22 protein-coding genes are annotated in these 25,169 nt (G+C 62.0%); 21 read left to right on the top strand and 1 reads right to left on the bottom strand.

The genetic code is table 11. The features are described 5' to 3' along the window. Nucleotides 1-31 precede the first annotated feature (31 nt). Complete coding sequence (locus AC3IUA_RS09390) at nt 32-4,573, bottom strand: hypothetical protein (RefSeq protein WP_489360264.1); 4,542 nt, start codon at nt 4,571-4,573, stop codon at nt 32-34. Nucleotides 4,574-5,306: 733 nt separating this feature from the next. Here AC3IUA_RS09390 and AC3IUA_RS09385 point away from each other — a divergent pair. From AC3IUA_RS09385 to AC3IUA_RS09285, 21 genes are all read left to right on the top strand, one after another. After that, nucleotides 5,307-6,332 carry an ABC transporter substrate-binding protein gene (locus AC3IUA_RS09385; RefSeq protein ID WP_489360262.1) on the top strand — a complete coding sequence of 342 codons (1,026 nt, stop codon included), beginning with the start codon at nt 5,307-5,309 and terminating at the stop codon, nt 6,330-6,332. Beyond that, complete coding sequence (locus tag AC3IUA_RS09380; protein WP_489362286.1) at nt 6,329-7,273, top strand: ABC transporter permease; 945 nt, start codon at nt 6,329-6,331, stop codon at nt 7,271-7,273. Before AC3IUA_RS09385 ends, AC3IUA_RS09380 begins: the two co-directional genes overlap by 4 nt. Before the next feature lie 6 nt (nt 7,274-7,279). Then, a complete protein-coding gene (locus AC3IUA_RS09375; protein ID WP_489360260.1) occupies nt 7,280-8,089 on the top strand; it encodes an ABC transporter permease in 810 nt (269 codons plus the stop codon). Nucleotides 8,090-8,106: 17 nt separating this feature from the next. Then, the gene (locus tag AC3IUA_RS09370) at nt 8,107-9,261 is read left to right on the top strand and encodes an ABC transporter ATP-binding protein (RefSeq protein WP_489360258.1); all 1,155 of its coding nucleotides are present in this window, start codon (nt 8,107-8,109) and stop codon (nt 9,259-9,261) included. A 572-nt stretch (nt 9,262-9,833) separates the two neighbouring features. Next, nucleotides 9,834-10,319, top strand: a complete 486-nt coding sequence (locus tag AC3IUA_RS09365; protein WP_489360256.1) for a flavin reductase family protein — start codon at nt 9,834-9,836, stop codon at nt 10,317-10,319. A 58-nt stretch (nt 10,320-10,377) separates the two neighbouring features. Further along, complete coding sequence (locus tag AC3IUA_RS09360; protein ID WP_489360254.1) at nt 10,378-11,421, top strand: LLM class flavin-dependent oxidoreductase; 1,044 nt, start codon at nt 10,378-10,380, stop codon at nt 11,419-11,421. Between the two features lie 77 nt (nt 11,422-11,498). Next, entirely contained in the window at nt 11,499-11,657 is a 159-nt protein-coding gene (locus AC3IUA_RS09355; protein ID WP_489360252.1) for a hypothetical protein, read from the top strand. Between the two features lie 122 nt (nt 11,658-11,779). Continuing rightward, complete coding sequence (locus tag AC3IUA_RS09350; protein ID WP_489360251.1) at nt 11,780-12,463, top strand: cysteine hydrolase family protein; 684 nt, start codon at nt 11,780-11,782, stop codon at nt 12,461-12,463. Next, a complete protein-coding gene (locus tag AC3IUA_RS09345) occupies nt 12,460-13,821 on the top strand; it encodes a purine-cytosine permease family protein (protein WP_489360249.1) in 1,362 nt (453 codons plus the stop codon). Before AC3IUA_RS09350 ends, AC3IUA_RS09345 begins: the two co-directional genes overlap by 4 nt. Nucleotides 13,822-13,973: 152 nt before the next feature. Further along, nucleotides 13,974-14,645 (top strand): GntR family transcriptional regulator, encoded by a 672-nt coding sequence (locus AC3IUA_RS09340; protein ID WP_489360247.1) that lies wholly within the window; start codon nt 13,974-13,976, stop codon nt 14,643-14,645. Nucleotides 14,646-14,759: 114 nt separating this feature from the next. Then, nucleotides 14,760-15,692 carry a 4-hydroxyproline epimerase gene (locus AC3IUA_RS09335; protein ID WP_489360245.1) on the top strand — a complete coding sequence of 311 codons (933 nt, stop codon included), beginning with the start codon at nt 14,760-14,762 and terminating at the stop codon, nt 15,690-15,692. Continuing rightward, complete coding sequence (locus tag AC3IUA_RS09330; protein WP_489360243.1) at nt 15,689-16,804, top strand: NAD(P)/FAD-dependent oxidoreductase; 1,116 nt, start codon at nt 15,689-15,691, stop codon at nt 16,802-16,804. Before AC3IUA_RS09335 ends, AC3IUA_RS09330 begins: the two co-directional genes overlap by 4 nt. After that, entirely contained in the window at nt 16,797-17,033 is a 237-nt protein-coding gene (locus AC3IUA_RS09325) for a (2Fe-2S)-binding protein (protein ID WP_489360241.1), read from the top strand. The genes AC3IUA_RS09330 and AC3IUA_RS09325 overlap by 8 nt, the downstream gene beginning before the upstream one ends. Beyond that, nucleotides 17,030-18,286, top strand: coding sequence for an FAD-dependent oxidoreductase (locus AC3IUA_RS09320; protein WP_489360239.1), 1,257 nt, complete (start codon nt 17,030-17,032; stop codon nt 18,284-18,286). Before AC3IUA_RS09325 ends, AC3IUA_RS09320 begins: the two co-directional genes overlap by 4 nt. A gap of 74 nt (nt 18,287-18,360) precedes the next feature. Beyond that, nucleotides 18,361-19,110: an AraC family transcriptional regulator gene (locus AC3IUA_RS09315; protein WP_489362284.1), complete on the top strand. Its 750-nt coding sequence runs from the start codon at nt 18,361-18,363 to the stop codon at nt 19,108-19,110. A gap of 240 nt (nt 19,111-19,350) precedes the next feature. Beyond that, nucleotides 19,351-20,169, top strand: a complete 819-nt coding sequence (locus AC3IUA_RS09310) for an ABC transporter substrate-binding protein (protein WP_489360237.1) — start codon at nt 19,351-19,353, stop codon at nt 20,167-20,169. Between the two features lie 10 nt (nt 20,170-20,179). Continuing rightward, nucleotides 20,180-21,958 carry a cis-3-hydroxy-L-proline dehydratase gene (gene lhpI / locus AC3IUA_RS09305; RefSeq protein ID WP_489360235.1) on the top strand — a complete coding sequence of 593 codons (1,779 nt, stop codon included), beginning with the start codon at nt 20,180-20,182 and terminating at the stop codon, nt 21,956-21,958. Continuing rightward, nucleotides 21,951-22,616, top strand: coding sequence for an amino acid ABC transporter permease (locus AC3IUA_RS09300; protein ID WP_489360234.1), 666 nt, complete (start codon nt 21,951-21,953; stop codon nt 22,614-22,616). The genes lhpI and AC3IUA_RS09300 overlap by 8 nt, the downstream gene beginning before the upstream one ends. 10 nt (nt 22,617-22,626) lie before the next feature. Continuing rightward, nucleotides 22,627-23,277: an amino acid ABC transporter permease gene (locus AC3IUA_RS09295; protein ID WP_150644766.1), complete on the top strand. Its 651-nt coding sequence runs from the start codon at nt 22,627-22,629 to the stop codon at nt 23,275-23,277. Then, a complete protein-coding gene (locus AC3IUA_RS09290; protein ID WP_489360232.1) occupies nt 23,270-23,992 on the top strand; it encodes an amino acid ABC transporter ATP-binding protein in 723 nt (240 codons plus the stop codon). The genes AC3IUA_RS09295 and AC3IUA_RS09290 overlap by 8 nt, the downstream gene beginning before the upstream one ends. 136 nt (nt 23,993-24,128) lie before the next feature. Beyond that, nucleotides 24,129-25,157, top strand: coding sequence for a trans-3-hydroxy-L-proline dehydratase (locus tag AC3IUA_RS09285; RefSeq protein ID WP_489360231.1), 1,029 nt, complete (start codon nt 24,129-24,131; stop codon nt 25,155-25,157). Nucleotides 25,158-25,169 lie beyond the last annotated feature (12 nt).

Genomic DNA, 25,169 nt, shown 5'->3' with positions numbered 1-25,169 from the left:
ATTTTACGCCCCCGGCGGCTGAACAGCTGCTCTACAGTTCGTCATGACCAGGCTTCGCCGTGGGTTGCAAAGCAGGTTTCCAATCCGCGCTCAGGAGCCCGCGGCGGCGCCAATAACTATCGGTGTCCAGTACCTCAAGCCGGCTGACGCTTGCGAGTTTGGCGAGGTACGCAGCGACCCCGTCATTGGCCTCCTCGTTGAAAAATGCCACTTCCTGCGGCGAAAAACCGGGGGTGAACTTGAACAGCGAACCGCCACGACCGGTGAAATAGCAACTGCCTCCGGAGACCCCGCTTTTTTTCACTACGTCTCTGCTGAACCACAGGTCGGCCAGGGCCAGGTTATCCAAAAGCAATCGATCTGACGCGCTGGGGTCCTTCACGAACAGATTGAAGCCTTTGTAGAACTGATGAACAGCCACCCATTTATAGTCCTGGGGAAAAACCGGCAATGGCAAGGGCTGCGCACCCGGCACCTCGGCCGATCCAATGGGCCCGCCCGGCCCTGAGTAAAACAGCGCGCTGGCAGCGTCACTGTTGATTCCGTCCTCAAGCGGTTCGACTGCAACAAACGAAGAAGAAGCCTGGTGTATCAGAACGCCCCCCAAATACTGCTGGCCGACGTACTCGCCAATCAGTCGCTGGGCCGAGCGAGCTGCATCATCGGCATGCGCGAATACGGGTCCGAGAGCAAACCGGTTATCCCGCGGCCATCTCATCAGCCCGATGCCGGTTTTGACACCCCGGGCATCAACCCTGAACGGCGACCAAAAAACGCTGCGCACTACTACCTGCAACTCACCGTATCTGATCACTTTGCGCACATACTCGATCAGCGACTCCAGCCCTGATTGCAATAATTTCTCGTAGGCGACCGTAGCATGGAACTGGGCCCACTCCGGCGCGCTGGCCGTGGGCCTGTATCGCAACAAGGCACCATCAGCACAGGAAACATAGACGTTGAGGTAAGTAGTACCTTCACCCGTGCGCCTACCGGCGGCGTCCAACCCGTACGTCAAATCCCGAGGAGAAATGAAGCTCTGATGGACGTCATCCGGCAGTTGCCCCGGCCCGGTTGAGGGGCACAAATAAATGCCCTCGACCCTGTACCCCAAGGGTAATAGCCCTTCGGGAAATACCCGCTCGACGGTGAGATGTCCTTGCCGCCCGTCGATCGGCAGCGTCGTGACGTACCGTTCACCGTTCAGCGACTTGAGTACGAACCCGAACATCAGGCTGGCACGAGTTCCCACCGTTCGATGGACATGCCGTACGGCGTCGTCCATCTGCGTGAAGACCGGGCTGAGCGCCGGCTCGGCAATGGCAAATCGACGCACGTCCGATGAGACAATCCCGGGATAAGCACTCCATTCTGACAACTGCTTGGCCTCGCCCCACAGTCGGCTACCCTGAATCACTTGCAACCTGCCGGCTCTTGCAACCTGGTTGACGTACTCACTGGGGGTTCGCGTGCCGTTGCGCATTTGCAGCTCGATAGGACTATGCCTGCGCTGCAATTGGCTGGGTGGCGCCAAGGCCCCCGCGAGTTGTTTTTCGATGGCATTTCCACTGAGGGTGTAGCTGATCAGGCTGCCATCGAGCCCCATCAGATATTCCTTACCGGGCGACAGAGACCGGGAAAGCTCGGAGCCGGACAGGATGCTCGCAAGAAAATCGGTGGAAAACATATTGAGATACACGTCCCGTTCGCGGTTCGACAGCGCGAAGATCGGTTCGACCTGCATGCGGGAATGGTATCGGGCGACGACAGTACTTCCATTCAGAAACAGCCCTTTTTCAGTAAATTCGTCCAGACGAATCCAGCTGGCAGGGAAGTTCTCGACCTCGACAGCCACCGGTAACGTCGCGACAAACAAACCATCGAGCCGACGCAGCACCAAGCCACCGTAGATCCTATCACGCCGCGAGTTCAACTGCGCCAGCGCATAGCGGACCGCGTCATCCTGCGATACAAAGACGGGGCTGAGATCGCGCCGCTGGATCTGGACGAAAGGTTTCCAGTCAGGACCGATAATGCCCGGCTCGTCCCACAGTTCACTGGTGCGCAGCACCTTCAGTTCTCCGGCCTTGGCGACCATTTGCATGACGTTGGCATAGGGTGGCGTGTCATTGCCCAATACCGACATCAGTTGTTGCTTACCCGTGTTGTCGAACTGCGTTGAGGAGGCCGGGTACTGGTACCGCAACAATGCCCCATCCAGTGTCGCGATAAAAATGCTCAGGTCCTGAAAATGCGTAAGACGTTGCGTCGACTTATCGTCGTAGATCGCTGCAGCCAGATCGGTAATGGCAGCAAAATGCCGGGCAAACCAGGCATCCGTTGTCGATAACCCTTCAGGAATCCAGCTTGCCGAATAATAAAGGCCGAGGGTCCGAAACTCGTCGATCAATACGGGAGCGCCAAAGTCGCTCGCCTGGTTCAGCGCCTCCAGGCGCCTGGCAGGGACCGTTTCGGTCGCCACATACTCATCGCGCTCCTTGTGCTTAAGAATGAACCCCCAACCCGCCGCGGCCGTGCGGTAGTCGAGCCTGGCTTGATGGCGGGCGTTCAGCACCGCCTCTTCGGAGCTGGCAAAAACCGCCCCGAGCACCGGAGCTGTGCGGGTTATCCCGGTATTTGACTCATCACCCAGCACGCTTCCCCGCGGCCCCCACACGTCATTGCCTGCCACCACGCGCAATCTGCCAGTCCTGGCCAATTCGTCGACCACTGCACTGGGTGCAAGTGTGCCGGCCGCCAGCTCCCGATCTATCAGGGTAGTGCCATCAACGAGCACGGCAACCCGCCCTTGCAATCTGTCGCGAGCCGCCACATTCGCTACATCGGGGCTGTAAACCAACAGGCATTCGGCCGAGCCGGAGAGGTAAAAATCGACAACATGCGCGCTCTTGTCGAGCACTGAGCGAATGTCTTCGGCGGTGAACATTTGCGCCTCCGTCAACTGCTCTTGCACGTCGGCACCTGCGACGGATCTTGAGTCGGCTTGCCAGCGCGAGGCGTACATCCCATAAAACGAGTACCCCTCGACCAGGACGATCGGTGCGCCGGTAGCGTCGAGGGGGCAGAGTCGGTCCAGCGTAAACCGTGGTTGTGCGGCAAAAACCGGCTCTGTGGCGAAAAACCGTTTGTTTTGATCCTGCAAAATCAGCCCGACGTAGCCTTGTTCACGTCGGCTGCCGATGTACTCATGAGCAAAACGTGCGGCATCGTCGGCCATGATGAAAGCGGGACTCAAACGCCTCGACCTGGCATAGGGTTGCCAGTCGGCGCCAACAATCCCGGCAACATCCCACAACGCGCTGTCTTTCAGGACCGTCAGCTCGCCGGCTGCGGCCACCTGCCTGATGTAATCCCCAGGCTTGAGCGTACCAGCCTTCAGTTGAGCGTCGAGATCCGCGCTGTCCTTCAGCGGAGCTTCTCTGAGGTGTGCTGAAGGGCGGTACTGCAACACGGCACCGTCCCGGGTCCGGGCGTACACCTTCAGATAGTCTGGGTACTCCTGCCGGTAAACATCCCATAGCGAAAATTTGATGCCCGCAGCCAACTCGTCCGGCGAAAAAAAACGCTCATAAAGCCAAGGCTCGCTGGCGCTCTGAGCCGCATCGCCCTGCGGCATGAAGTAAATGCCGTTCAGGTCGAAATCGAGCAGTTGCTGCAGTTTGCGATTGGCGCTCATCGGAAAGGTTTTGAACAGTTCGGCTGCCGGCTGGCTGGAAAGAACCGGATAGGTCGCCATGCAGTCCGAACTGCCGGCAGAGGTCAGTACAAAACCCAGATAAACGCTGCCGGAGGGCGGGGTTACCATTGTTGCTGCGGCTTCGATGGCCTTGTCCACTTGATCGAACACAGCACAATAAAATGGCTGTAGCGGGGTCGGATCTCGCACCGCGGCAGTACCGAGGGTCCAGCTCGCCGACACGTTTCCTCGTACACCGCCCCACTGATCATTGGCAACCAGTACGCTCAGGGTGCCGGTCTGGGCCACTTTCTGAATCAATTGTTCGACGTCGGCGAACGGCCCGAAAGACTTGAACCCGAGCTCAAAGAGCTTTTTCTCCTCTGCCGGCTGAGTAGACTCGTACTTGATCAATGAACCATCGGGCCCCGACAGATAGTGTCGCTGGCCGTAGGCGCCCGGGTCCTGCATGTGGGTCAGGATATGTCCTACGGAAAAAAAGCCGAGGTACAACTTGATCTGTTCGGCCGTCCAGCGGGGATGAACACGCAGGACTTCGGCGTGAATGGCCGAATGAGACAGGTAATACGCCGCGCCACTGTATCCGATGGGGGCAAACAGCTCTCTGGGAGTCCCGGTAGACAGCAGGGTGTCGAAATCGAAATGCCCCATAGTTCCTGCCACAGGCAGTGTCGGCTGGAATTTCCCATCGCCACGCTGCACGATCACGCCGCCGTAAGCCCGGTCACGGCGCGTGCCGATCTGCCGGTGCACCCAATAGGCCGCATCATCCGCACTAATGAATGTCGGTCCCAGGGCAGGAAATTTTATCGTCCCTTGGGATGTTGAAGGTGTAATGATTGAAGTGCTGTCCATGCTCTGCTCACTTGATTAAGAAGCTTTGATGATCAAGATTCCGGAGCGCAACAGGTGGTACATACTTATTGCCTGCACGGTTATGGCACTGGGTAGGAGCTGCCGCAGGCTGCGATCTTTTGATCCTGAATTGGCGGCGCCCCCCGAAAAGATCGCAGCCTGGCGGCAGCTCCTACGCGCCGACCGGGTACACCCGCAATGGGGCCGGGTGCACACAATCCCCCCCGGGTAGGAGCTGCCGCAGGCTGCGATCTTTTGATCCGGCATTGGCGGCGCCCCCGAAAAGATCACAGCCTGGCGGCAGCTCCTACGCGCCGACCGGGTACACCCGCAATGGGGCCGGGTGCACACAATCCCCCCGGGTAGGAGCTGCCGCAGGCTGCGATCTTTTGATCCGGCATTGGCGGCGCCCCCGAAAAGATCGCAGCCTGGCGGCAGCTCCTACGCGCCGACCGGGTACACCCGCAATGGGGTGGGTATCCGCAATCCCCCTCTGTAGGAGCTGCCGCAGGCTGCGATCTTTTGATCCTGAATTGGCGGCGCCCCCCGAAAAGATCGCAGCCTGGCGGCAGCTCCTACGACAATCGGTATGGCGAAGCTCTTGCAGAAAGTTTGGAATACCATAATATGATATTCCATAGGCCGGACGATTTATCCTCTGTGATGGACCTACTGCTCCCGATAGGCGGGCATCAACAACCCGCTCAAAAACACAACAAATGAGGGCGTGAAAATGGTGTTGAATAAACGTGCAACCGCGATACTCGCAGCAGGCTTGCTCGCGCTGACCTGCAGTGCAGCCCGTGCAGCTGACAGCATGAGTTTCGTCAGTTGGGGCGGCTCCACCCAGGACGCGCAAAAGCAGGCCTGGGCCGACCCTTTCAGCAAGTCCAGCGGGATCAAGGTGGTCCAGGACGGCCCGACCGACTACGGCAAACTCAAGGCCATGGTCGAGAGCGGCAACGTGCAATGGGACGTGGTCGATGTCGAAGCCGACTTCGCCTTGCGCGCAGCGGCTGAAGGCTTGCTCGAACCGCTGGACTTCAACGTCATCCAGCGCGACAAACTCGACCCGCGCTTCGTCTCCGATCACGGCGTCGGCTCGTTCTACTTCTCCTTCGTCCTCGGTTACAACGAAGGCAAGCTCGGCGCCGGCAAACCCCAGGACTGGTCCGCGCTGTTCGACACCAAGACTTACCCCGGCAAACGCGCCCTCTACAAATGGCCAAGCCCTGGCGCGCTCGAGCTGGCCCTGCTGGCCGATGGCGTTGCCGCTGACAAGCTCTACCCGCTGGACCTGGATCGAGCCTTCAAGAAACTCGACACCATCAAGAAAGATATCGTCTGGTGGGGCGGCGGCGCGCAATCCCAGCAACTGCTGGCCTCCGGTGAAGCCAGTCTCGGCCAGTTCTGGAACGGTCGGATCCATGCCCTGCAAGAAGATGGCGCACCGGTTGGCGTGAGCTGGAAACAGAATCTGGTCATGGCCGACTTCCTGGTCATCCCCAAAGGCTCGAAAAACAAGGACGCGGCCATGCGTTTCCTGGCCAACTCCAGCTCCGCCAAAGGCCAGGCCGACTTCTCGAACCTGACCGCCTATGCGCCGATCAACACTGACAGCGTGCAACGCCTGGACTCGGTACTGGCACCCAACCTGCCGACTGCCTACGCTAAGGATCAGATCACTCTCGACTTCGCGTACTGGGCCAAGAATGGTCAGAGCATCGCGACACGGTGGAACGAATGGCTGCTCAAATGAAAATGACGGCCACTGCGTCCCGTCAATCCACTTCGGTCGAGGGCGTCTCGGGCGCCACCGGTTCAGCTCCAGGCAAGGCGGCGGCAATGAAGCATTCCGCTTCTGTGACCCAACGTTGGCGCGGTTCCAGCAACCTGCTGCCGGCATTGCTGTTCCTTGGCCTGTTTTTCTTCGCACCGCTGATCAGTCTGCTGCTGCGCGGAGTGCTCGAACCGACTCCCGGGCTGGGCAACTACGCCGAGCTGTTCGCCAATTCGGCTTACGCTCGCGTACTGATCAACACCTTCGCCGTTGCCGGTCTGGTCACTGTGTTCAGCCTGCTGCTGGGCTTTCCATTGGCCTGGGCGATCACGTTGGTGCCCCGTGGCTGGGGCCGCTGGGTGCTGAATATAGTCCTGCTGTCGATGTGGACCAGCCTGTTGGCGCGCACCTATTCCTGGCTGGTACTGCTGCAGGCTTCGGGAGTGATCAACAAGGCGTTGATGGCCATGGGCATCATCGATCAACCGCTGGAGATGGTGCATAACCTGACCGGCGTGGTGATCGGTATGAGCTACATCATGATTCCGTTCATCGTCCTGCCGCTGCAGGCGACCATGCAAGCGATCGATCCGATGGTATTGCAGGCAGGTTCCATTTGCGGCGCCAGCCCCTGGAGCAATTTCTTCCGGGTGTTCCTGCCGCTGTGCCGGCCAGGGCTGTTCTCCGGTGGCTTGATGGTGTTCGTCATGTCGCTGGGTTACTACGTCACCCCGGCCCTGCTCGGTGGCGCGCAGAACATGATGCTGCCGGAATTCATCATCCAGCAGGTGCAATCGTTCCTCAACTGGGGCCTGGCCAGCGCGGGCGCAGCCTTGCTGATCCTGATCACCCTGGTGCTGTTCTACTTCTACCTGAAGCTGCAACCGGAATCCCCGGTCGGCTCCAGCAACTCGAGGTAAGCCATCATGTTATTGACCGCCAATGCCATGAGTCGGCGCATGCGTTTCAGCCTTTACCTCACCACCGGGGTCATAGCGTTATTCCTGTTGCTGCCCATTGTGTTCATCGTGCTGTTGTCGTTCGGCTCCTCCCAGTGGCTGGTGTTCCCGCCGCCGGGCTGGACCCTGAAGTGGTACCTGCAGTTCTTTTCCAATCCCGAGTGGATGGACGCCGCCGTGGCCAGCCTCAAGGTCGCGGTGCTGACCACGATCTTTGCCGTGGCCCTGGGCTTGCCGACCGCCTTCGCCCTGGTGCGTGGACGCTTCCCCGGCCGGGAAATGCTGTATGGCCTGTTCACCCTGCCGATGATCGTGCCGCTGGTGATCATCGCCGTGGCGGTGTACGCGCTGTTCCTCAAGCTCGGCTACACCGGAACGATGTTCGCCTTCGTCGTCAGCCATGTGATCGTCGCGTTGCCGTTCACCATTATCTCGATCATCAACTCGCTGAAGCTGTTCGATCAGTCGATCGAGGATGCCGCGGTGATCTGTGGCGCTTCACGCCTGCAAGCGGTGTTCAAGGTGACCTTCCCGGCGATCCGCCCGGGCATGGTCGCCGGTGCGCTGTTCGCCTTCCTGGTGTCGTGGGATGAGGTGGTCCTCAGCGTGATGATGGCCAGCCCGACCCTGCAAACCTTGCCCGTAAAAATGTGGACCACCTTGCGTCAGGACCTGACTCCCGTGATCGCCGTCGCCTCGACGCTGCTGATTGCATTGTCGGTACTGGTCATGGTGATCGCCGCCGCTGTGCGCCGGCGCAACGAAGTCAGCGCCTGAGCGCCTGGGAGAAAGCAATGAGTGCCGTGATCAAAGACCCCGCACAGCAGGACAACAAGACCCTGGTCAGCCTGCGCAACCTGAACAAATACTATGGCGACTTTGCCGCCGTGGACGACATCTCGCTGGACATCCAGGACGGTGAATTCCTGACCTTCCTCGGCTCCAGCGGCTCGGGCAAAAGCACCACCCTGTCGATGCTGGCCGGCTTCGAAACCCCCAGCTCCGGGGAGATCCAGGTCAACGCCAAATCGCTGGTCAATGTGCCTCCACACAAGCGCGACATCGGCATGGTGTTCCAGCGTTATTCGCTGTTTCCGCATCTGTCGGTGCGCGACAACATTGCGTTCCCCCTGGCGATTCGCAAACTGGCCAGCGCCGAACGGGAACGTCGGGTCGACGCGATGCTCAAGCTGGTGCAGCTTGAGCAATTTGCGCATCGCCGCCCTTCGCAACTGTCCGGCGGCCAGCAACAGCGGGTGGCGATTGCCCGGGCGCTGGTCTACGAGCCGCGCATTCTGCTGATGGACGAACCCCTCGGCGCGCTGGATAAAAAGCTCCGTGAAGACCTGCAGGATGAACTGCGCCAGCTGCATCGGCGCCTCGGCATCACCATCGTCTACGTGACCCACGATCAGGAGGAAGCCATGCGGTTGTCGCAACGCATCGCGATCTTCAGCCATGGCAAGATCGTCGGCCTGGGCAGCGGTTATGACCTGTATCAGAACCCGCCGAACGCTTTCGTCGCCTCGTTCCTCGGCAACTCGAACTTCCTCAAGCTCCAGGCCCGGGGCAATGCTGTGGCAAGCTTCGAAGGCCAACCGCTGTCGATCCGCCTGACCTCGGGGTTGCAGACCCATCAGGAAGTGCTGCTGATGGTCCGCCCGGAAAAAGCTCTGGCCCTGAGCGTCGAACAAGCCGCCAGCGAACCCCTCGCTCCGGGCTGGAACGAAGTCTCGGCCACCGTCACTGAAGTATTGTTCCTCGGTGAAAGCCAGACGTGCAGCGTGGTCACCTCCGGCGGTACCGCGATGACCGTCAAAGCGCTGTCCGCCGCGGGCATGCCGCTTAAAAACGGCGACCCGGTGCGGGTACGCTGGGCGACTGCCGATGCCTGCGTCTACACCCAATGGGCGGAGAGTGATTTGAACAAGGCGGCCGGGGCGCACTGATCCCCTTCCCTGCCAAACCAGGCCAACGCTCTTTGACGAGGGCGTTGGCTTTTTTGTGTGTACCCGGTCGGCGCGTAGGCGCTGCCGCAGGCTGCGATCTTTTCGGGGGCGCCGAAAATGCCGGATCAAAAGATCGCAGCCTGCGGCAGCTCCTACCCGGGGGATTGTGTGCAGCCAGCCCATTGCGGGGGTACCCGGTCGGCGCGTAGGAGCTGCCCCCAACCAGCCGGTGGACTGCTTCACCGCGACCATCGCTGGCGTGCCTTCCCGCGTCGCCAGTACCGCGACTGCGCCGAAGCTGAAAGACAGGATAGTGCCCAGCGTCGCCCCGACGTAGGTGGCGAAGAAGCACGACTGATCCGTGGTTTTGCCGACCAACTGATCCGCAATTCACAGCCGGGAATAGCGCTCTATCGACCTGAAAACCCCGTATCCATTGAGCTTCAGTCAAAAACCGACGTTCGTCCGCCCAGCGCAAAAAGCACTTGCAAAGCAGGTATTACGGTATACCATCAGACATACAAAACATTTAATAAGGCGCACAGCGCTACCGTTTGACCGAGGAACATCCAATGATCGACGCGAACGTCTACAAATTAGTCATGGGCTCCTTCCCTTCCGGCGTGACGGTCATCACCACGCTGGATGACGAGGGTCAGATCGTCGGCCTGACGGCCAGCGCGTTCAGTTCGCTGTCGATGGACCCGGCCCTGGTGCTGTTCTGCCCCAACTACAGCTCCGACTCCTATCCGGTGCTGATCAAGAACAAGCGCTTCGCCATTCACCTGCTGTCCGGTGAGCAGCAGAATGAAGCCTATGCCTTCGCCCGCAAAGGCAAGGACAAGGCACAAGGCATCCAATGGACGCTCAGCGAGCTGGGTAATCCGCTGCTGAGCAACGCCACGGCAATTATCGAATGCGAGCTGTGGCGAGAATACGAAGGCGGCGATCACGCCATTATGGTCGGCGCCGTGAAGAACCTGATTGTGCCGCAGCAGCAAACCCGCCCGCTGGTGTATTGCCGCGGCAAGATGGGCGCGCTGCCGGCCTTTGCCTGATCCCAAACCCCGCGCCTGCAGCTGACAGGCCAACAATAAAAAATTCGAGGTATGCGTCATGAAGTTTTCGTTATTCGTCCATATGGAGCGCTGGGATGATCAAGTCAGCCACCGCCAATTGTTCGAAGACCTGACCGAACTGACCCTGATGGCCGAGGCCGGTGGTTTCAGCACCGTGTGGATCGGCGAACACCACGCCATGGAATACACCATCTCGCCCAGCCCAATGCCGTTGCTGGCTTATCTGGCCGCCAAAACCACCACCATTCACCTCGGCGCCGGCACCATCATCGCGCCGTTCTGGCACCCATTGCGGGTCGCCGGCGAGTGCGCACTGCTGGACGTGATCAGTAACGGCCGCATGGAAGTCGGCCTGGCCCGTGGCGCCTATCAGGTCGAGTTCGACCGTATGGCCGGCGGCATGCCCGCCTCCTCCGGCGGTCAGGCCCTGCGGGAGATGGTTCCGGTGGTGCGCGCCCTGTGGCAAGGCGACTACGCCCACGATGGCGAGATCTGGAAATTTCCCACCTCCACCAGCGTGCCGAAGCCGATCCAGAAACCGAACCCGCCGATGTGGATCGCCGCCCGCGACCCGGACTCGCACAACTTCGCGGTGGCCAACGGCTGCAACGTCATGGTCACGCCGCTAATGAAAGGCGACGAAGAAGTCCTCGACCTGAAGAACAAATTCCAGACCGCGCTGGATAACAACCCGGACGTGCCGCGCCCGCAATTGATGGTGCTGCGCCACACCCATGTTCACGCGGTGGATGACCCTGAGGGCTGGAAAGTCGGCGCCAAGGCGATCTCGAAGTTCTACCGCACCTTCGATGCCTGGTTCGGCAACAAGGAAGTGCCGGTCAACGGTTTCCTCGCGCCGAGCCCGGAAGAAAAATTTGCCGGCCGTCCGGAATTCGAACTGGAGAGCCTGCACAAGAGCGCTATGATTGGCACCGCGGAGGAAATCATCCCGCGCATCAAGTACTATCAGGAACTCGGCGTCGACGAGTTCAGCTTCTGGTGTGACAACAGCCTGCCCCACGCCGAGAAGAAGAAATCCCTGGAACTGTTCATCAAGCACGTCGTGCCTGCGTTCCAGTAAGCCAAGGGTTAAGCGTACTGCCGGTCCGCATGGGTCCGGCAGTTCCCGATCAGCATTGCCTGTCATGGTCGATTTTCATGATAAACCGTCGATTCCAGCCACTTGCACGTACCCCTGCGCCAGGCGCTGAACTGGCGTACCTGCGTGGCGACTCGACCTCTTCGCACATCCATCTCAAGCGCCTGCGCGCCTGCGTTTCGGCCAAGCAGAACGGCTTCTGGCAGATAGTCCCCTGAGCAAACCCTGAGTTAGAACCGCAGCGCGACCGGTTTTGGCCTGTCGCTCTGTACTCTGCTTCGACCCGATTCGATCGGGTCCGCGTGGTGGCCGTTGGTGCCGCGCTTTATCAGGTTTGCCCATGAATAATAAAAACGCACTGTTGATCATCGACATGCAACAGGAAGATGGCTTCACCCTGGAAAACTTCCAGGGAGTCATCGCCCACAACCTTGCATTGCTCACGGCAGCCCGCCGTAACTCTGTCCCGGTGTTCTACACCCGACATATCAATCAGGCTGACGGCCTTGGCCTGCCACCCGGCGAACCCCGATCCGCCGATGGTGGCCCGAGCAGCTACCGCGCCGGCACCGCTCAAGTAGAAATAATCCCTGCGCTGGCGCCCCTGCCGGACGAGCAGGTCATCGATAAACATCGCTACAGCGGCTTTCACCAGACCGACCTCGACGCTCGACTCAAGCAGCTGGGTGTCGACACCCTGATCGTCAGCGGTGTGCTGACCGACGTCTGTGTATTGACCACGGTGTTCGACGCCTTCGCGCTGGGCTACCGCGTCCAGTTGATCACCGACGCCTGCACCACCAGCACCCGGGCGGGACATTACTCGGCACTGCTGATCATGGCCAACTGGGTGTACTGCATCGAGTTGTTCACCTGCGAGCAATTCCTCCGCTCGCTCAGTGGTGAGCCATTCGTCTGCTGCGCCCCGCGACAACCGGACCTGTTCGCCCACCAGCCTGACGAGTTGCCGAACACCATTGCCCGCCTCCAATCCAGCCTTCAGCGCCAGGAGTGTCTGTCATGAGTATCGAAAAAAGAAGCATCGATTTCATTCCGGAAACCGAACGCCATGGCAAACCCGGCTCGCTGTTTTTCATCTGGTTCGGCGCCAACATGAACATCACCACCATCGCTTCTGGCGTGCTGCCCGTGGTGCTGGGGTTGAATCTGTTGTGGAGCGCGCTGGCGATCATTCTCGGCTCGCTGCTGGGGGCGATCTTCATGGCCTCGCATTCGGCCCAGGGACCCCGACTGGGCATCCCGCAAATGATCCAGAGCCGCGCGCAGTTCGGGGTGATCGGGGCGATCCTGCCGTTGCTGTTCGTGATGCTGATCTACCTCGGCTTCTTCGTCAGCAACACCTTGCTCGCGGCCCAGGCCCTGGAGACCGTCAGCCCGCTGGGCAGCAATGGCAATATCCTGCTGATCGGCGCGCTGTGTTTCGTGGTGGCGCTGTATGGCTATCGGCTGATCCATCGGCTGCAAAAACTGCTGTCGATTCTGTCGTTGCTGGTGTTCATCGCCGCCACGCTGCTGGCGTTGAGTCTGCCGATTGCCCCGGAGCAATGGGCGGCGACGGACTTCTCGCTGGCGAAATTCCTGATGGCGGTGAGCATCGCCGTAACCTGGCAACTGTCCTATGCCCCGTATGTGGCCGACTACTCGCGCTACCTGCCGAGCAAGACCTCGATGCCCCAGGTGTTCTGGTACAGCTACGCCGGCACCGTCAGCGGCGGTGCGTGGATGATGATCCTCGGGGCAATCCTCAGCGTCGCCATCCCCGACTTCGCCAGCAATGTCGGCGGCCATGTCGCCGGCCTGTTCGGTCCGGTCGCCCTGCTGCTGTTCGTGTTTATCGTCTACGGCCAGGTCTCGATCAACGTCTTCAACCTGTATGGGGCGTTCATGTCGACCATCACGGTGATCGAACCCTTTGCCCGCCTGCGGGTCACGCCACGGGTCAGATGCGTATTCATGCTGATCATCAGCTTGATCGCGACGGCGTTGTGCACCATCAGTCAGGATGACTTCATCAGCTTTTTCCTCAATTTCATTTTCTTCATGAGCTATTTCCTGATCCCCTGGACCGCGATCAACCTGGTCGATTTCTACTGGCTGAGGAAAGGCGAATACCGGATTGACGACATCTTTGACATGAACGGCATCTACGGCCGGGTGAACTGGATCGCCTGCGCCAGTTTCTTGGTGGCCATTGCCGTGGAGATCCCGTTCATGAATACCACCCTCTATGTCGGTCCGCTGGCCACGCAACTGGGCGGCATCGACCTGGCCTGGGTGGTCGGATTGGTGGTGCCGGCCCTCGGTTACTACTGGCTGATGAAGCTTGCCAGGCAGACTTCAAGGGTGGGTGAGTTGTCCTGACCCTGCTGAACTGCCCGCTGCTGGAGGATATTCAGCAGCGGGCTTTTTGACGTTACGACCCCACCAATGGTCGGATTGGCAGCAAAGTCGAGGGCAACCCTCGATATGAATTCGTATACCATATCCACAAATCACTTCGAACGACCACCACCGTGAATCTACCTAGACTCAACGCACCGGACCTGGGCAATTCGCCTTCGACTTCGGAGATCATCACCCGGCATCTGCGCGATGCCATCGTCGCCGGGCATTTTGCCGAGGACGAACCGATTCGCCAGGACGATATCGCCCGCCAGTTCAACGTCAGCAAGATCCCGGTGCGCGAGGCGCTCAAGCGCCTGGAAGCCGAGGGCCTGGTGATGTTTCAGCGTAATCGCGGGGCGATGGTCACGAGCATCTCCGAGCCGGAACTGGCGCAGATGTTCGAAGTGCGCATGCTGCTCGAAGACAAGGCGCTGCGCCTGGCCATTCCGAACATGACCGAAGAAACTTTCGCCCGTGCCGAACGGATTTGTCAGGAGTTCATCGGCGAAGATGACGTGGGACGCTGGGCCGAGCTCAATTGGGAACTGCACGCCTGCCTCTACGAACCGGCGCAGCGACCGTTCCTGGTCAGCCTGATCCGCTCGGTCAACGACAAGCTGGAGCGCTACCTGCGCATGCAGATGAGCCTTTCGGCCGGCAAGGAGCGCGCCGATCACGAACACCGGGAAATCCTTGCGGCCTGTCGTGCCGGTGACGTGGATCTGGCGGTGAAATTGCTCGACGAGCACATTGCCGGGGTCTGCAAGACCCTGTTCGAGCACCTGCCTCACAGCCACTGACCACTCAACCCACTGTGCCGATTTCGTCATTGGCACTGGATAAAACCATCAAGCCGGCACCCCTGCGCACAGGCCACTCTTTCGTTCACTCATCTGAACGGACGTGGCCCTCCCATGAAACGCATTACCGTGATCGACTCCCACACCGGCGGCGAACCCACCCGCCTGGTCACCGCCGGCTTTCCTGAGCTGGGCCACGGCAGCATGGCCGAACGCCGCCAGCGGCTGGCCGACCATCACGACCAGTGGCGCGCCGCCTGTGTGCTGGAACCACGGGGCAGCGACGTACTGGTCGGCGCCCTGCTCTGCGAGCCGGTGGACCCGACCGCCTGTGCCGGAGTAATTTTCTTCAACAACAGCGGCTACCTCGGCATGTGCGGCCACGGCACCATCGGCCTGGTGGCATCCCTGGCGCATCTGGGCAAGATCGGCCCCGGCGTGCACAGCATCGAGACGCCGGTAGGGACGGTGCAGGCAACCCTGCACGAAGACCGTTCGGTCAGCGTGCGCAACGTGCCGGCCTACCGTTACCGCAAGGGGCTGACCCTGCAGGTGCCAGGGGTCGGCGAGGTGGTCGGCGATATCGCCTGGGGCGGTAACTGGTTTTTCCTGATCGCCGAGCATGGCCTGCAGATTGCCGGCGACAACCTCGAGGCACTGACCGCCTATACCTTCGCCGTGCAGCAGGCGCTGGAGGTCCAGGGGATTCGCGGCGAAGACGGCGGGTTGATCGACCATGTCGAGCTGTTCGCCGATGATGAGCGTGCCGACAGTCGCAACTTCGTGCTCTGTCCCGGCAAGGCCTACGATCGCTCGCCCTGCGGCACCGGCACCAGCGCCAAACTGGCGTGCCTGGCAGCCGACGGCAAGCTTGCGCCAGGGCAGATCTGGCGCCAGGCCAGTGTCATCGGCAGCGAATTCGAAGGCTCCTACGAAACCCAGGGCGAGCGCATCGTGCCGACGATTCGCGGCCGCGCCTATATCAGCGCCGAAGCCAGTTTGATCATCGAACAGGACGACCCGTTCGCCTGGGGCATTCGCCCATGAGTGAGGAGCGGGTGGCCGATGTGATCGTGATCGGCGCCGGCATCATCGGTGCCGCCTGCGCCCAGGCGCTGGCCCGTCGCGGCTTGCGCGTGCTGGTGCTGGATGCCGGCCTGCCCGGGGCTACCGCGGCGGGCATGGGCCACCTGCTGGTCCTCGACGACAATCCGGCAGAGCTGGCCCTGAGCCAATACTCCCTGCAACGCTGGCGCGAACAGGCGCCGGCCTTGCCCGACGGCTGCGCCTACCGCAGCAATGGCACCCTGTGGCTGGCGGCCAATGCCGAAGAAATGGCCGTCGCCCACGGCAAGTACCGCCACTTGCAGGAACAAGGCGTGGCCTGCGAGTTGATCGCCAGCAGTGCCTTGCGCCAGCGCGAGCCGGAATTACGCGAGGGCCTGGAAGGCGGACTGTTGATCAATGGCGACGGCATCCTCTATGCCCCGGCGACTGCCCGCTGGATGCTCGAAACGCCGAACATCAGCCAGCGCCGGGCGCGGGTCAGCGAGGTCGACGGCAACCGCGTGCGACTCGACGACGGCCACTGGTTGAGCGCCGAGGCGGTGGTGCTGGCCAACGGCATCCAGGCCAACGAGCTGTGCCCGGAGTTGCCGATCGAGCCGAAGAAAGGCCACTTGCTGATCACCGATCGCTACCCCGGAAAAGTCACCCATACCCTGGTCGAGCTCGGCTACGTCACCAGCGCCCACAACGCCAGTGGCCCTTCGACTGCCTGCAACATCCAGCCGCGCCCGACCGGGCAGCTATTCATCGGCGCCTCGCGGCAGTTCGGCACCACCGACCCGCAGGTCGAAGGCTGGATGCTGGCGAAAATGCTCAAGCGCGCCACCGCCTACATGCCGGGGCTGGCTCAGCTCAACGGCATCCGCGCCTGGACCGGTTTTCGCGCCGCAAGCCCCGACGGCCTGCCGCTGGTGGGCCAGCACCCGCAACGTAAAGGCTTATGGCTGGCGGTCGGCCACGAGGGCCTGGGCGTCACCACCGCTCCCGGCACCGCCGACCTGCTGGTCGCGCAACTGTTCGACGAAACGCCGCCGCTGGCCGCGCAACCTTATCTGCCGCAACGTTTTCTCGGAGAGCCGGTGTATGCCTGAATTGATGCTGGATGGTCGAGCCCTGCATGTTGCCGAGGGCACCAGCGTGGCTGCCGCACTGGCCCTGGGCGGCGACGGTTGCAGTCGCACCTCGGTCACTGGCCAGCGCCGCGCACCGCTGTGCGGCATGGGCATCTGCCAGGAATGCCGGGTGACCATCGACGGTCGACAACGCCTGGCCTGCCAGACCCTGTGCCGTGACGGCATGCACGTGGAGACTCAAGCATGAGCGAATACGCCGACCTGTTGATCATCGGTGCCGGACCCGCCGGCATGGCCGCCGCGCTTGCCGCGGCACCCTGCGCTGCGCGAATCGTACTGCTCGATGACAACCCGCTGCCGGGCGGGCAAATCTGGCGCGACGGCCCCCAGGCCAACCTGCCGAACCAGGCACGTCGCCTGCGTGAACAACTGGAAGCCTGCACTAACATCCGTCGCCACTCCGGCACCCGGGTGATCGCCTGCGCCGGCCCGAAACAACTGCTGGTCGAAGACGCCGATCGCGGCTGGCTGATCGCCTACGACAAACTGATTCTGTGTACCGGCGCCCGCGAGTTGCTCCTGCCCTTCCCTGGCTGGACGCTGCCCGGGGTGACGGGCGCGGGTGGCCTCCAGGCGCTGATCAAGGGCGGCCTGCCCGTGCGGGGCGAACGCCTGGTGATCGCCGGCAGCGGGCCGTTGTTGCTGGCCAGCGCCGCCACCGCGAAAAAACACGGTGCGCAGGTCCTGCGAATTGCCGAACAGGCCTCCACGGCCGCCGTCGCCGGATTCGCCGCGCAACTGCCACGCTGGCCCAACAAGCTGATGCAGTCGTTCACGTTGTTTGACCGCCATTATCGTACCGGGACCCACGTACTGGCCGCCCTGGGCAATGAGCGGCTGGAGGGCGTGCGCCTGCAACAGCAGGGAAAAATCGTCGAGCTGGCCTGCGATCGACTGGCCTGCGGCTTCGGCCTGATCCCCAACACCCAACTCGGCCAGACCCTGGGTTGCGCCCTCGATGGCCAGGCGCTCGCCGTCGATGCCTGGCAGGCCAGCAGCCGCGCCGATCACTACGCGGCGGGCGAATGCACTGGTTTCGGTGGCAGTGAACTGGCATTGGTCGAAGGCGCGATCGCCGGCCATGCCGCCGTCGGTGACCTTCAGGCAGCCCGACAATTGTGGCCACGCCGTGCCCGTTGGCAGAGTTTCGCTAACACCCTGAACAGGACCTTCGCCCTCGACCCACGGCTCAAGTCGCTGGCGCAGGCCGATACCCTGGTGTGCCGCTGCGAAGACGTGCCCTATGGGGCACTGGCCGGGCACACCGGCTGGCGCGAGGCCAAGCTGGCCAGCCGCTGCGGCATGGGCGCCTGCCAGGGCCGGGTCTGCGGCGGCGCACTGCAGCACCTGTTCGGCTGGCAACCCTCGGCGCCACGTCCGCCGTTCAGCCCGGCGCGGATCGAGACCTTGATGTGCCTGGACGACACCCCGCCGGCCTGAATGCCGGCCCGGGGCTTTCGGCAGCGCTGCCGAGTCTTTATGATCCCGGGGATTGCCACCAGACCCCCAGCGCCATGTATGCCTCGCTCACTACCTTCAAACCCTGCGACCTGCCGACCCTGCTGAGCAGTCTGCAGCCGATCGCGGCGCTGCTCGACACCCTGTCGGACGTGGTGTTTTTCATCAAGGACAGCGAGGCCCGCTACGCCTTCGTCAACCAGACCCTGGCCCGGCGCTGTGGCTTCAAACACAGTGCCGAGCTGCTCGGGCGCACCGCCGAAATGGTCTTCCCGGCGCGCTTCGGCCCGCTGTACACCGAGCAGGATCGGCGGGTGCTGTCCAGCGGCCGCGAGCTGGCCGACCAGCTCGAACTGCATCTTTATTACGGCAACCAACCGGTCTGGTGCCTGACCCACAAAGTCGCGCTGCACGACCAGCTGGGGCATATCGTCGGCCTCGCCGGCATCTCCCGCGACCTGCAACTGCCACAGTCGAGCCATCCGGCGTTTCAGAAACTCGCCGCGGTGGACGCGCATATCCGCAGCCACTTCGCCCGGCCCATCAGTCTCGCCGAGCTGACCGAGATCGCCGGGTTTTCCGTGGCGCAACTGGAGCGCCACTGCAAACGGGTGTTCCAGCTCACCCCTCGGCAGATGATTCACAAGGCCCGGCTGGAGGAAGCCTCACGGTTGTTGCTGCACACCGAACGGCCCATCACCGAGATTGCCCTGCGCTGCGGTTACACCGACCACAGTGCCTTCAGCCGGCAGTTCCGCGCCTTGACCAGTCTCTCGCCCAGCCAGTATCGCGAAAGCCGTCGCTGAATCCGCGCGGGTGTTCCTTTAAGGGGCACCCGGCGTCCCCGTTGCTCCCTTCTGTAACACCCCCCTGATACTGCCCAAGAATGCCCTCTCAGTTCCCTGGACCGTGGAAGACTCCTGGCTCAAGGGTTGCCGGTCAATTCTCGAGCCCGCTCGGAAACAGGCACGCTCATTGCTAATAAAATATCGTATACGAAATTCACAATACGATATCCAACAGCACTTTCCGACAACGAGGCCTCTATGAAAAACCCCGCATTTGCCGTAGCCCTCAGCGCTGTTCTCAGTACTTCCTTTATTGCCACCGCCCAGGCCGACAAGCTCGACGAGATCATTGGTTCGGGCAAGCTGCGCTGCGCCGTGACCCTGGACTTCCCGCCCATGGGCTTTCGCGATGAAGGTAACAACCCTGCAGGTTTCGACGTGGACTACTGCCACGACCTGGCGAAAATCCTCGGGGTCGATGCCGAAGTGGTTGAAACGCCATTCCCGGACCGGATTCCAGCGCTGGTCTCCGGGCGTGCCGACGTGATCGTCGCCTCCACCTCCGACACCCTCGAACGGGCCAAGACCGTCGGTCTCACCGTGCCGTACTTCGCCTTCCAGATGGTGGTGCTGACCCGCGACAACACTGGCATCAACAGCTTCGCCGATATCAAAGGCAAAGCCCTGGGCAACACCAGTGGCACCTATGAAGCCATCGCCCTGGAAAAGGACGTGAAGAACTGGGGCAGCGGCACCTTCCGCGCCTATCAGTCACAGAACGACACGCTGCTGGCAGTCGCCCAGGGCCACATCGACGCCACCGTGGTCACCAATACTGTGGCCGCCGCTACACTTAAATCAGGTAAATACAAGAACCTGAAAATAGCTGGTAACGCGCCGTACGTGATCGACTACGTGTCCCTCGGCGCCAAGCGCAACGAATATGGCCTGCTCAACTACCTCAATCTGTTCGTCAACCAGCAGGTGCGCAGCGGCCGTTACAACGAGTTGTTCGTCAAATGGGTCGGCACCGAGATCCCGCCGACCAACCTGACCGTGCCACAGGTCTACTACTGAGGTGTCCGGCATGCCCAGGACCACTTCCCTGACCGGGCGCAGCCTGGTCGCGGGCGCCGCCCAGGGCGCCCTGCTGTTCGCCGATGTCGGGCTGAGCTTCTGGGGCGGGGTCGACTCGTACAGTGGCGAGGTCATCGACCGTCACCACCCCCTCAGCGGCGAACGCCTGGCCGGCCGCGTGCTGGCCATCCCCAGTGGCCGCGGTTCGTGCACCGGCAGCAGTGTGCTGATGGAACTGATCAGCAACGGTCATGCGCCCGCCGCACTGGTGCTGGCCGAAGCCGATGAGATCCTGACCCTCGGCGTGCTGGTGGCACAGACCATTTTCGAGCGTTCCCTGCCGGTGCTGTGCATCGGTCGGGAGGCCTTTGCCGCCTTGCGCGGCAAGGCCTTCGCCCGGGTCGAAGGCTCCTCGGTGACACTGTTCCAACACCTGCCCGGCGATGCCTGGCAGGCACTCGACAGGCCGTTGCAGACAGCAGCATCGGGCGCCTCGATCGAACTCAGCGAGCTCGACCGGGCGCTGCTCGACGGCGAGCATGGCAAGGCCGCCCAGGTGGCCATGCAGATCGTCCTGCGCATGGCCGAACTGCAAGGTGCCCAGCGCCTGGTGGATGTTACCCAGGCGCACATCGACGGCTGCATCTACACCGGCCCGGCGAGCCTGCGCTTTGCCGAACAACTGGTGCAATGGGGGGCAAAAGTACGGGTGCCGACCACCCTCAATTCGATTTCCGTCGATCAGCGTCGCTGGCGTGAGTTGGGCATCGATCCGGCCCTCGGCGAACCGGCCAGTGCCTTGGGCGATGCCTATATGGCGATGGGCGCGCAGCTCAGCTTCACCTGCGCGCCCTACCTGCTCGACAGCGCGCCGAAGGCTGGCGAGCAGATCGTCTGGGCCGAATCCAACGCGGTGGTCTACGCCAATAGCGTGCTCGGCGCACGCACCCTGAAATACCCGGACTACCTGGATATCTGCATCGCCCTGACCGGCCGCGCGCCACTGATCGGCTGCCACCTGGAAGCGCAACGCAAGGCCAGTCTGCAAATCGAGTTGCCCGTTTTGGGCAAGCTGGACGACGCCTTCTACCCGCTGCTCGGTTACCACATCGGCGCCCTGGCGGGCAGCCGGATCCCGCTGGTGCTGGGGCTGGAACAGAGCAAGCCGAGCCTCGACGACCTCAAAGCTTTCGGCGCAGCCTTCGCCACCACCTCCGCCGCGCCGTTGTTCCACATTGCCGGGGTGACACCGGAAGCACTCGACCCGGCCCGGGTGCTGAATCCGCATGACCGCGTGCCGGTGGAAAAAATCCGTCTGAAGGACCTGCTGGTCAGCTGGCGCGAGCTCAACAGTGCCCGCGACAATCGGGTGGATGTGGTCTCGCTGGGCAACCCGCATTTCTCCCTCGGCGAATTCGCCCACCTGGCGCGGCTGTGTCGGGGCCGGCACAAACATCCGGATGTCGTCCTCGCCATCACCTGCGGCCGCGCGGTGCTGGAGCAGGCTCGCGAGGCCGGGCATATCGCGGTGATCGAAGCGTTCGGCGCAACCCTGGTCACCGATACCTGCTGGTGCATGCTCGGCGAGCCGGTGATCCCGCCGGCGGCCCGGACCTTGATGACCAACTCGGGCAAGTACGCCCATTACGCACCCGGCCTGGTGGGGCGCAAGGTGCACTTCGCCAGCCTCGCCGAATGCGTCGATGCCGCCTGCAGCGCCACGGCCAGTGGTCGTCTGCCGGCCTGGCTGCAATCCGCCGCCCCCCTGGAGAACCACGCGCATGTTTGACTACACCTTCCAATGGCGCGCAACGCTGCGCGCCCTGCCGGACATGCTCGGTGGCGCCTGGGTCACCTTCGAGACCGCCGCGCTGTCGATGATCTTCGGCGTGCTGATTGCCCTGGCCCTGACGGTGATGCGCGAAACCCGACACCCCGTGTTGCGCGGCATCGGCAACGGCTGGGTATCGATCGCCCGCAACACCCCGTCGCTGTTCCAGATCTACGTCCTGTACTTCGGCCTCGGCTCGCTCGGCTTGCATGTCAGTTCCTGGTTCGCTCTGCTGGCCGGGATCACCTTCAACAATGCCGGCTACCTGGCGGAAAACTTTCGCGGCGGCCTCAAGGCCGTGCCCGGTACGCAAGTGCGCGCCGCGCGCTCGCTGGGCATGAGTGCCTTCCAGGCCTACCGGATGATTATCGTCCCGCAACTGCTGCGGATCGTCTTCTACCCACTGACCAATCAAATGGTCTGGGCAGTACTGATGACCTCGCTGGGGGTGATCGTCGGGCTGAACAATGACCTCACCGGGGTGACCCAGGACTACAACGTCAAGACGTTCCGCACCTTCGAATACTTCGCCATCGCCGCGGTGCTGTATTACCTGATTGCCAAACTGATCGTCGCGGTAGCCCGGCTGATGTCCTGGCGGCTGTTCCGTTACTGAGGACCTGTCCATGTTTTCCACCAGTTTTTCCTGGAACGACCTGCTGTTCCTGCTCGATGGCGCCTGGGTCACGCTGCAACTGACCTGCTGGGCGATCATCCTTGGCTCCTTTGCCGGATTGCTGTTTGGCCTGCTGCGGGCCCTGTTGCCGCGGGCCAGCCTGCCATTGGCCTGGGTGCTGGACGTGTTTCGCAGCGTGCCGCTGCTGATCCAGTTCGTCCTGTTCAACTCGCTCAAAAGCATCGTCGGCTTGAACATCAGTGCCTTCAGCGTCGGCTGCATCGTGCTCGGGGTCTACGCCGCCGCGTACTTCACCGAGATCGTGCGCAGCGGCGTGCTGTCGGTGCCGTTCACCCTGCGCCGGGCCAGTCGCTCGCTGGGCCTGAGCTTCCTCCAGGACCTGCGCTGGATCGTCCTGCCGATGGCCACGCGGGTGGCCTTCCCCGGCTGGCTGAACCTGGTGCTCAGCGTGATGAAAGACACCGCGCTGGTGATGTGGATCGGCATCGTCGAATTGCTGCGCGCCTCGCAAACCATCGTGACCCGCATCCAGGAACCGCTGCTGGTGCTGTGCATCGCGGGCCTCATCTACTACGTCATGAGCCTGGTGGTCGCTCGCCTCGGCGCTCGTCTGGAAAGAAGGTGGCAAGAAAATGATTGAGATCGACAACGTACATAAATCCTTTGGCGACCTCGCCGTGGTCAAGGGCGTCAGTCTGACGGTGAACAAGGGCGAGGTGGTGTCGATCATCGGCGGCTCCGGCTCGGGCAAATCGACCCTGCTGATGTGTATCAACGGTCTGGAACCGATCCAGAAAGGCAACATCCGCGTCGACGGTGTCGAGGTCCACCACAGCGCCACCGACCTCAATCGCCTGCGGCAGAAGATCGGCATCGTCTTCCAGCAATGGAACGCCTTCCCGCACCTGACCGTGCTGGAAAACGTGATGCTGGCGCCACGCAAAGTGCTCGGCAAGAGCAAGGCCGAAGCCGAGGAATTGGCGGTCCGACAACTGACCCATGTGGGTCTGGGTGACAAGCTCAAGGCGTTTCCCGGCAAACTTTCAGGCGGCCAGCAGCAGCGCATGGCCATCGCCCGCGCCCTGGCCATGTCGCCGGATTACATGCTGTTCGACGAAGCCACTTCGGCCCTCGACCCGCAACTGGTGGGCGAGGTATTGGACACCATGCGCATGCTCGCCGAAGACGGCATGACCATGGTCCTGGTAACCCACGAGATCCGCTTCGCCCGCGATGTGTCCGACCGCGTGGCGTTCTTTCGCAATGGCCTGGTGCACGAGATCGGCTCACCCGACCAGGTGATTGGTAATCCGCTGCATGCAGAGACAGCGGCTTTTCTCAAGTCGGTGAAGTAACTGATGGCCCCATCGCGAGCAAGCCTGCTCCCACATTAGAGCTTCTGCGTACACAAATTCTGTTAACGACAGAGACCACATGTGGGAGCGAGCTTGCTCGCGATAAGGCCCTGACAGACGAAACAAGGAGCAGGCAATGCGTTCATCGAAAGTGATTCATGTGGTCAGCTGTCACGCCGAAGGCGAAGTCGGCGACGTGATAGTCGGCGGTGTCGCCCCGCCGCCCGGGGCCACCGTGTGGGAACAGTCGCGCTGGATTGCCAAGGACCAGACCCTGCGCAACTTCGTGCTCAACGAACCCCGTGGCGGGGTGTTCCGCCACGTCAACCTGCTGGTGCCGGCCAAGGACCCGCGGGCGCAGATGGCCTGGATCATCATGGAGCCGGCGGACACGCCGCCGATGTCCGGCTCCAACTCGCTGTGCGTGGCCACGGTGCTACTCGACAGCGGCATCCTGCCGATGACCGAACCGCAAACCCGGCTGGTGCTCGAAGCGCCCGGCGGGCTGATCGAGGTCGTGGCCGATTGCCGTGACGGTAAGGTCGAACGGGTGGAAATCAAGAACGTGCCGTCCTTCGCCGACCGCCTCGACGCCTGGATTGAAGTCGAGGGCCTCGGCTCATTGCAGGTCGACACCGCTTACGGCGGCGACAGTTTCGTGATCGCCGATGCCCGACGCCTGGGCTTTTCCATTTGTCCCGACGAGGCCGCGGAACTGGTCGAGGTCGGGCTGAAAATCACCCGCGCGGCCAATGAACAACTGGGCTTCGTCCATCCGCTGAACCCCGAGTGGTCGCATATTTCCTTCTGCCAGATCGCCGCGCCGATTGTCCACGAGAATGGCATCGCCACCGGGGCCAACGCGGTAGTGATTCAACCTGGCAAGATCGACCGCTCACCCACCGGCACCGGCTGTTCGGCACGCATGGCGGTGCTGCAGGCCAAGGGTCTGATGCAGGTCGGCGAGCGCTTTATCGGCCGTTCGATCATCGGTTCCGAATTCCACTGCCGCATCGATTCGCTGACGGAAGTGGCCGGACGCCCGGCGATCTATCCGTGCATTTCCGGCAGAGCCTGGATCACCGGCACCCACCAATTGCTGCTCGATCCGAGCGATCCCTGGCCACAGGGCTATCGCCTGTCAGACACCTGGCCGGGCGCCTGACGCTCACCCAGA

This window comes from Pseudomonas sp. KH_050 (genome assembly GCF_057838875.1).
The sequence above is the reverse complement of the archived record's forward strand: the minus strand, read 5'-3'. Positions and strand labels throughout refer to the sequence as shown.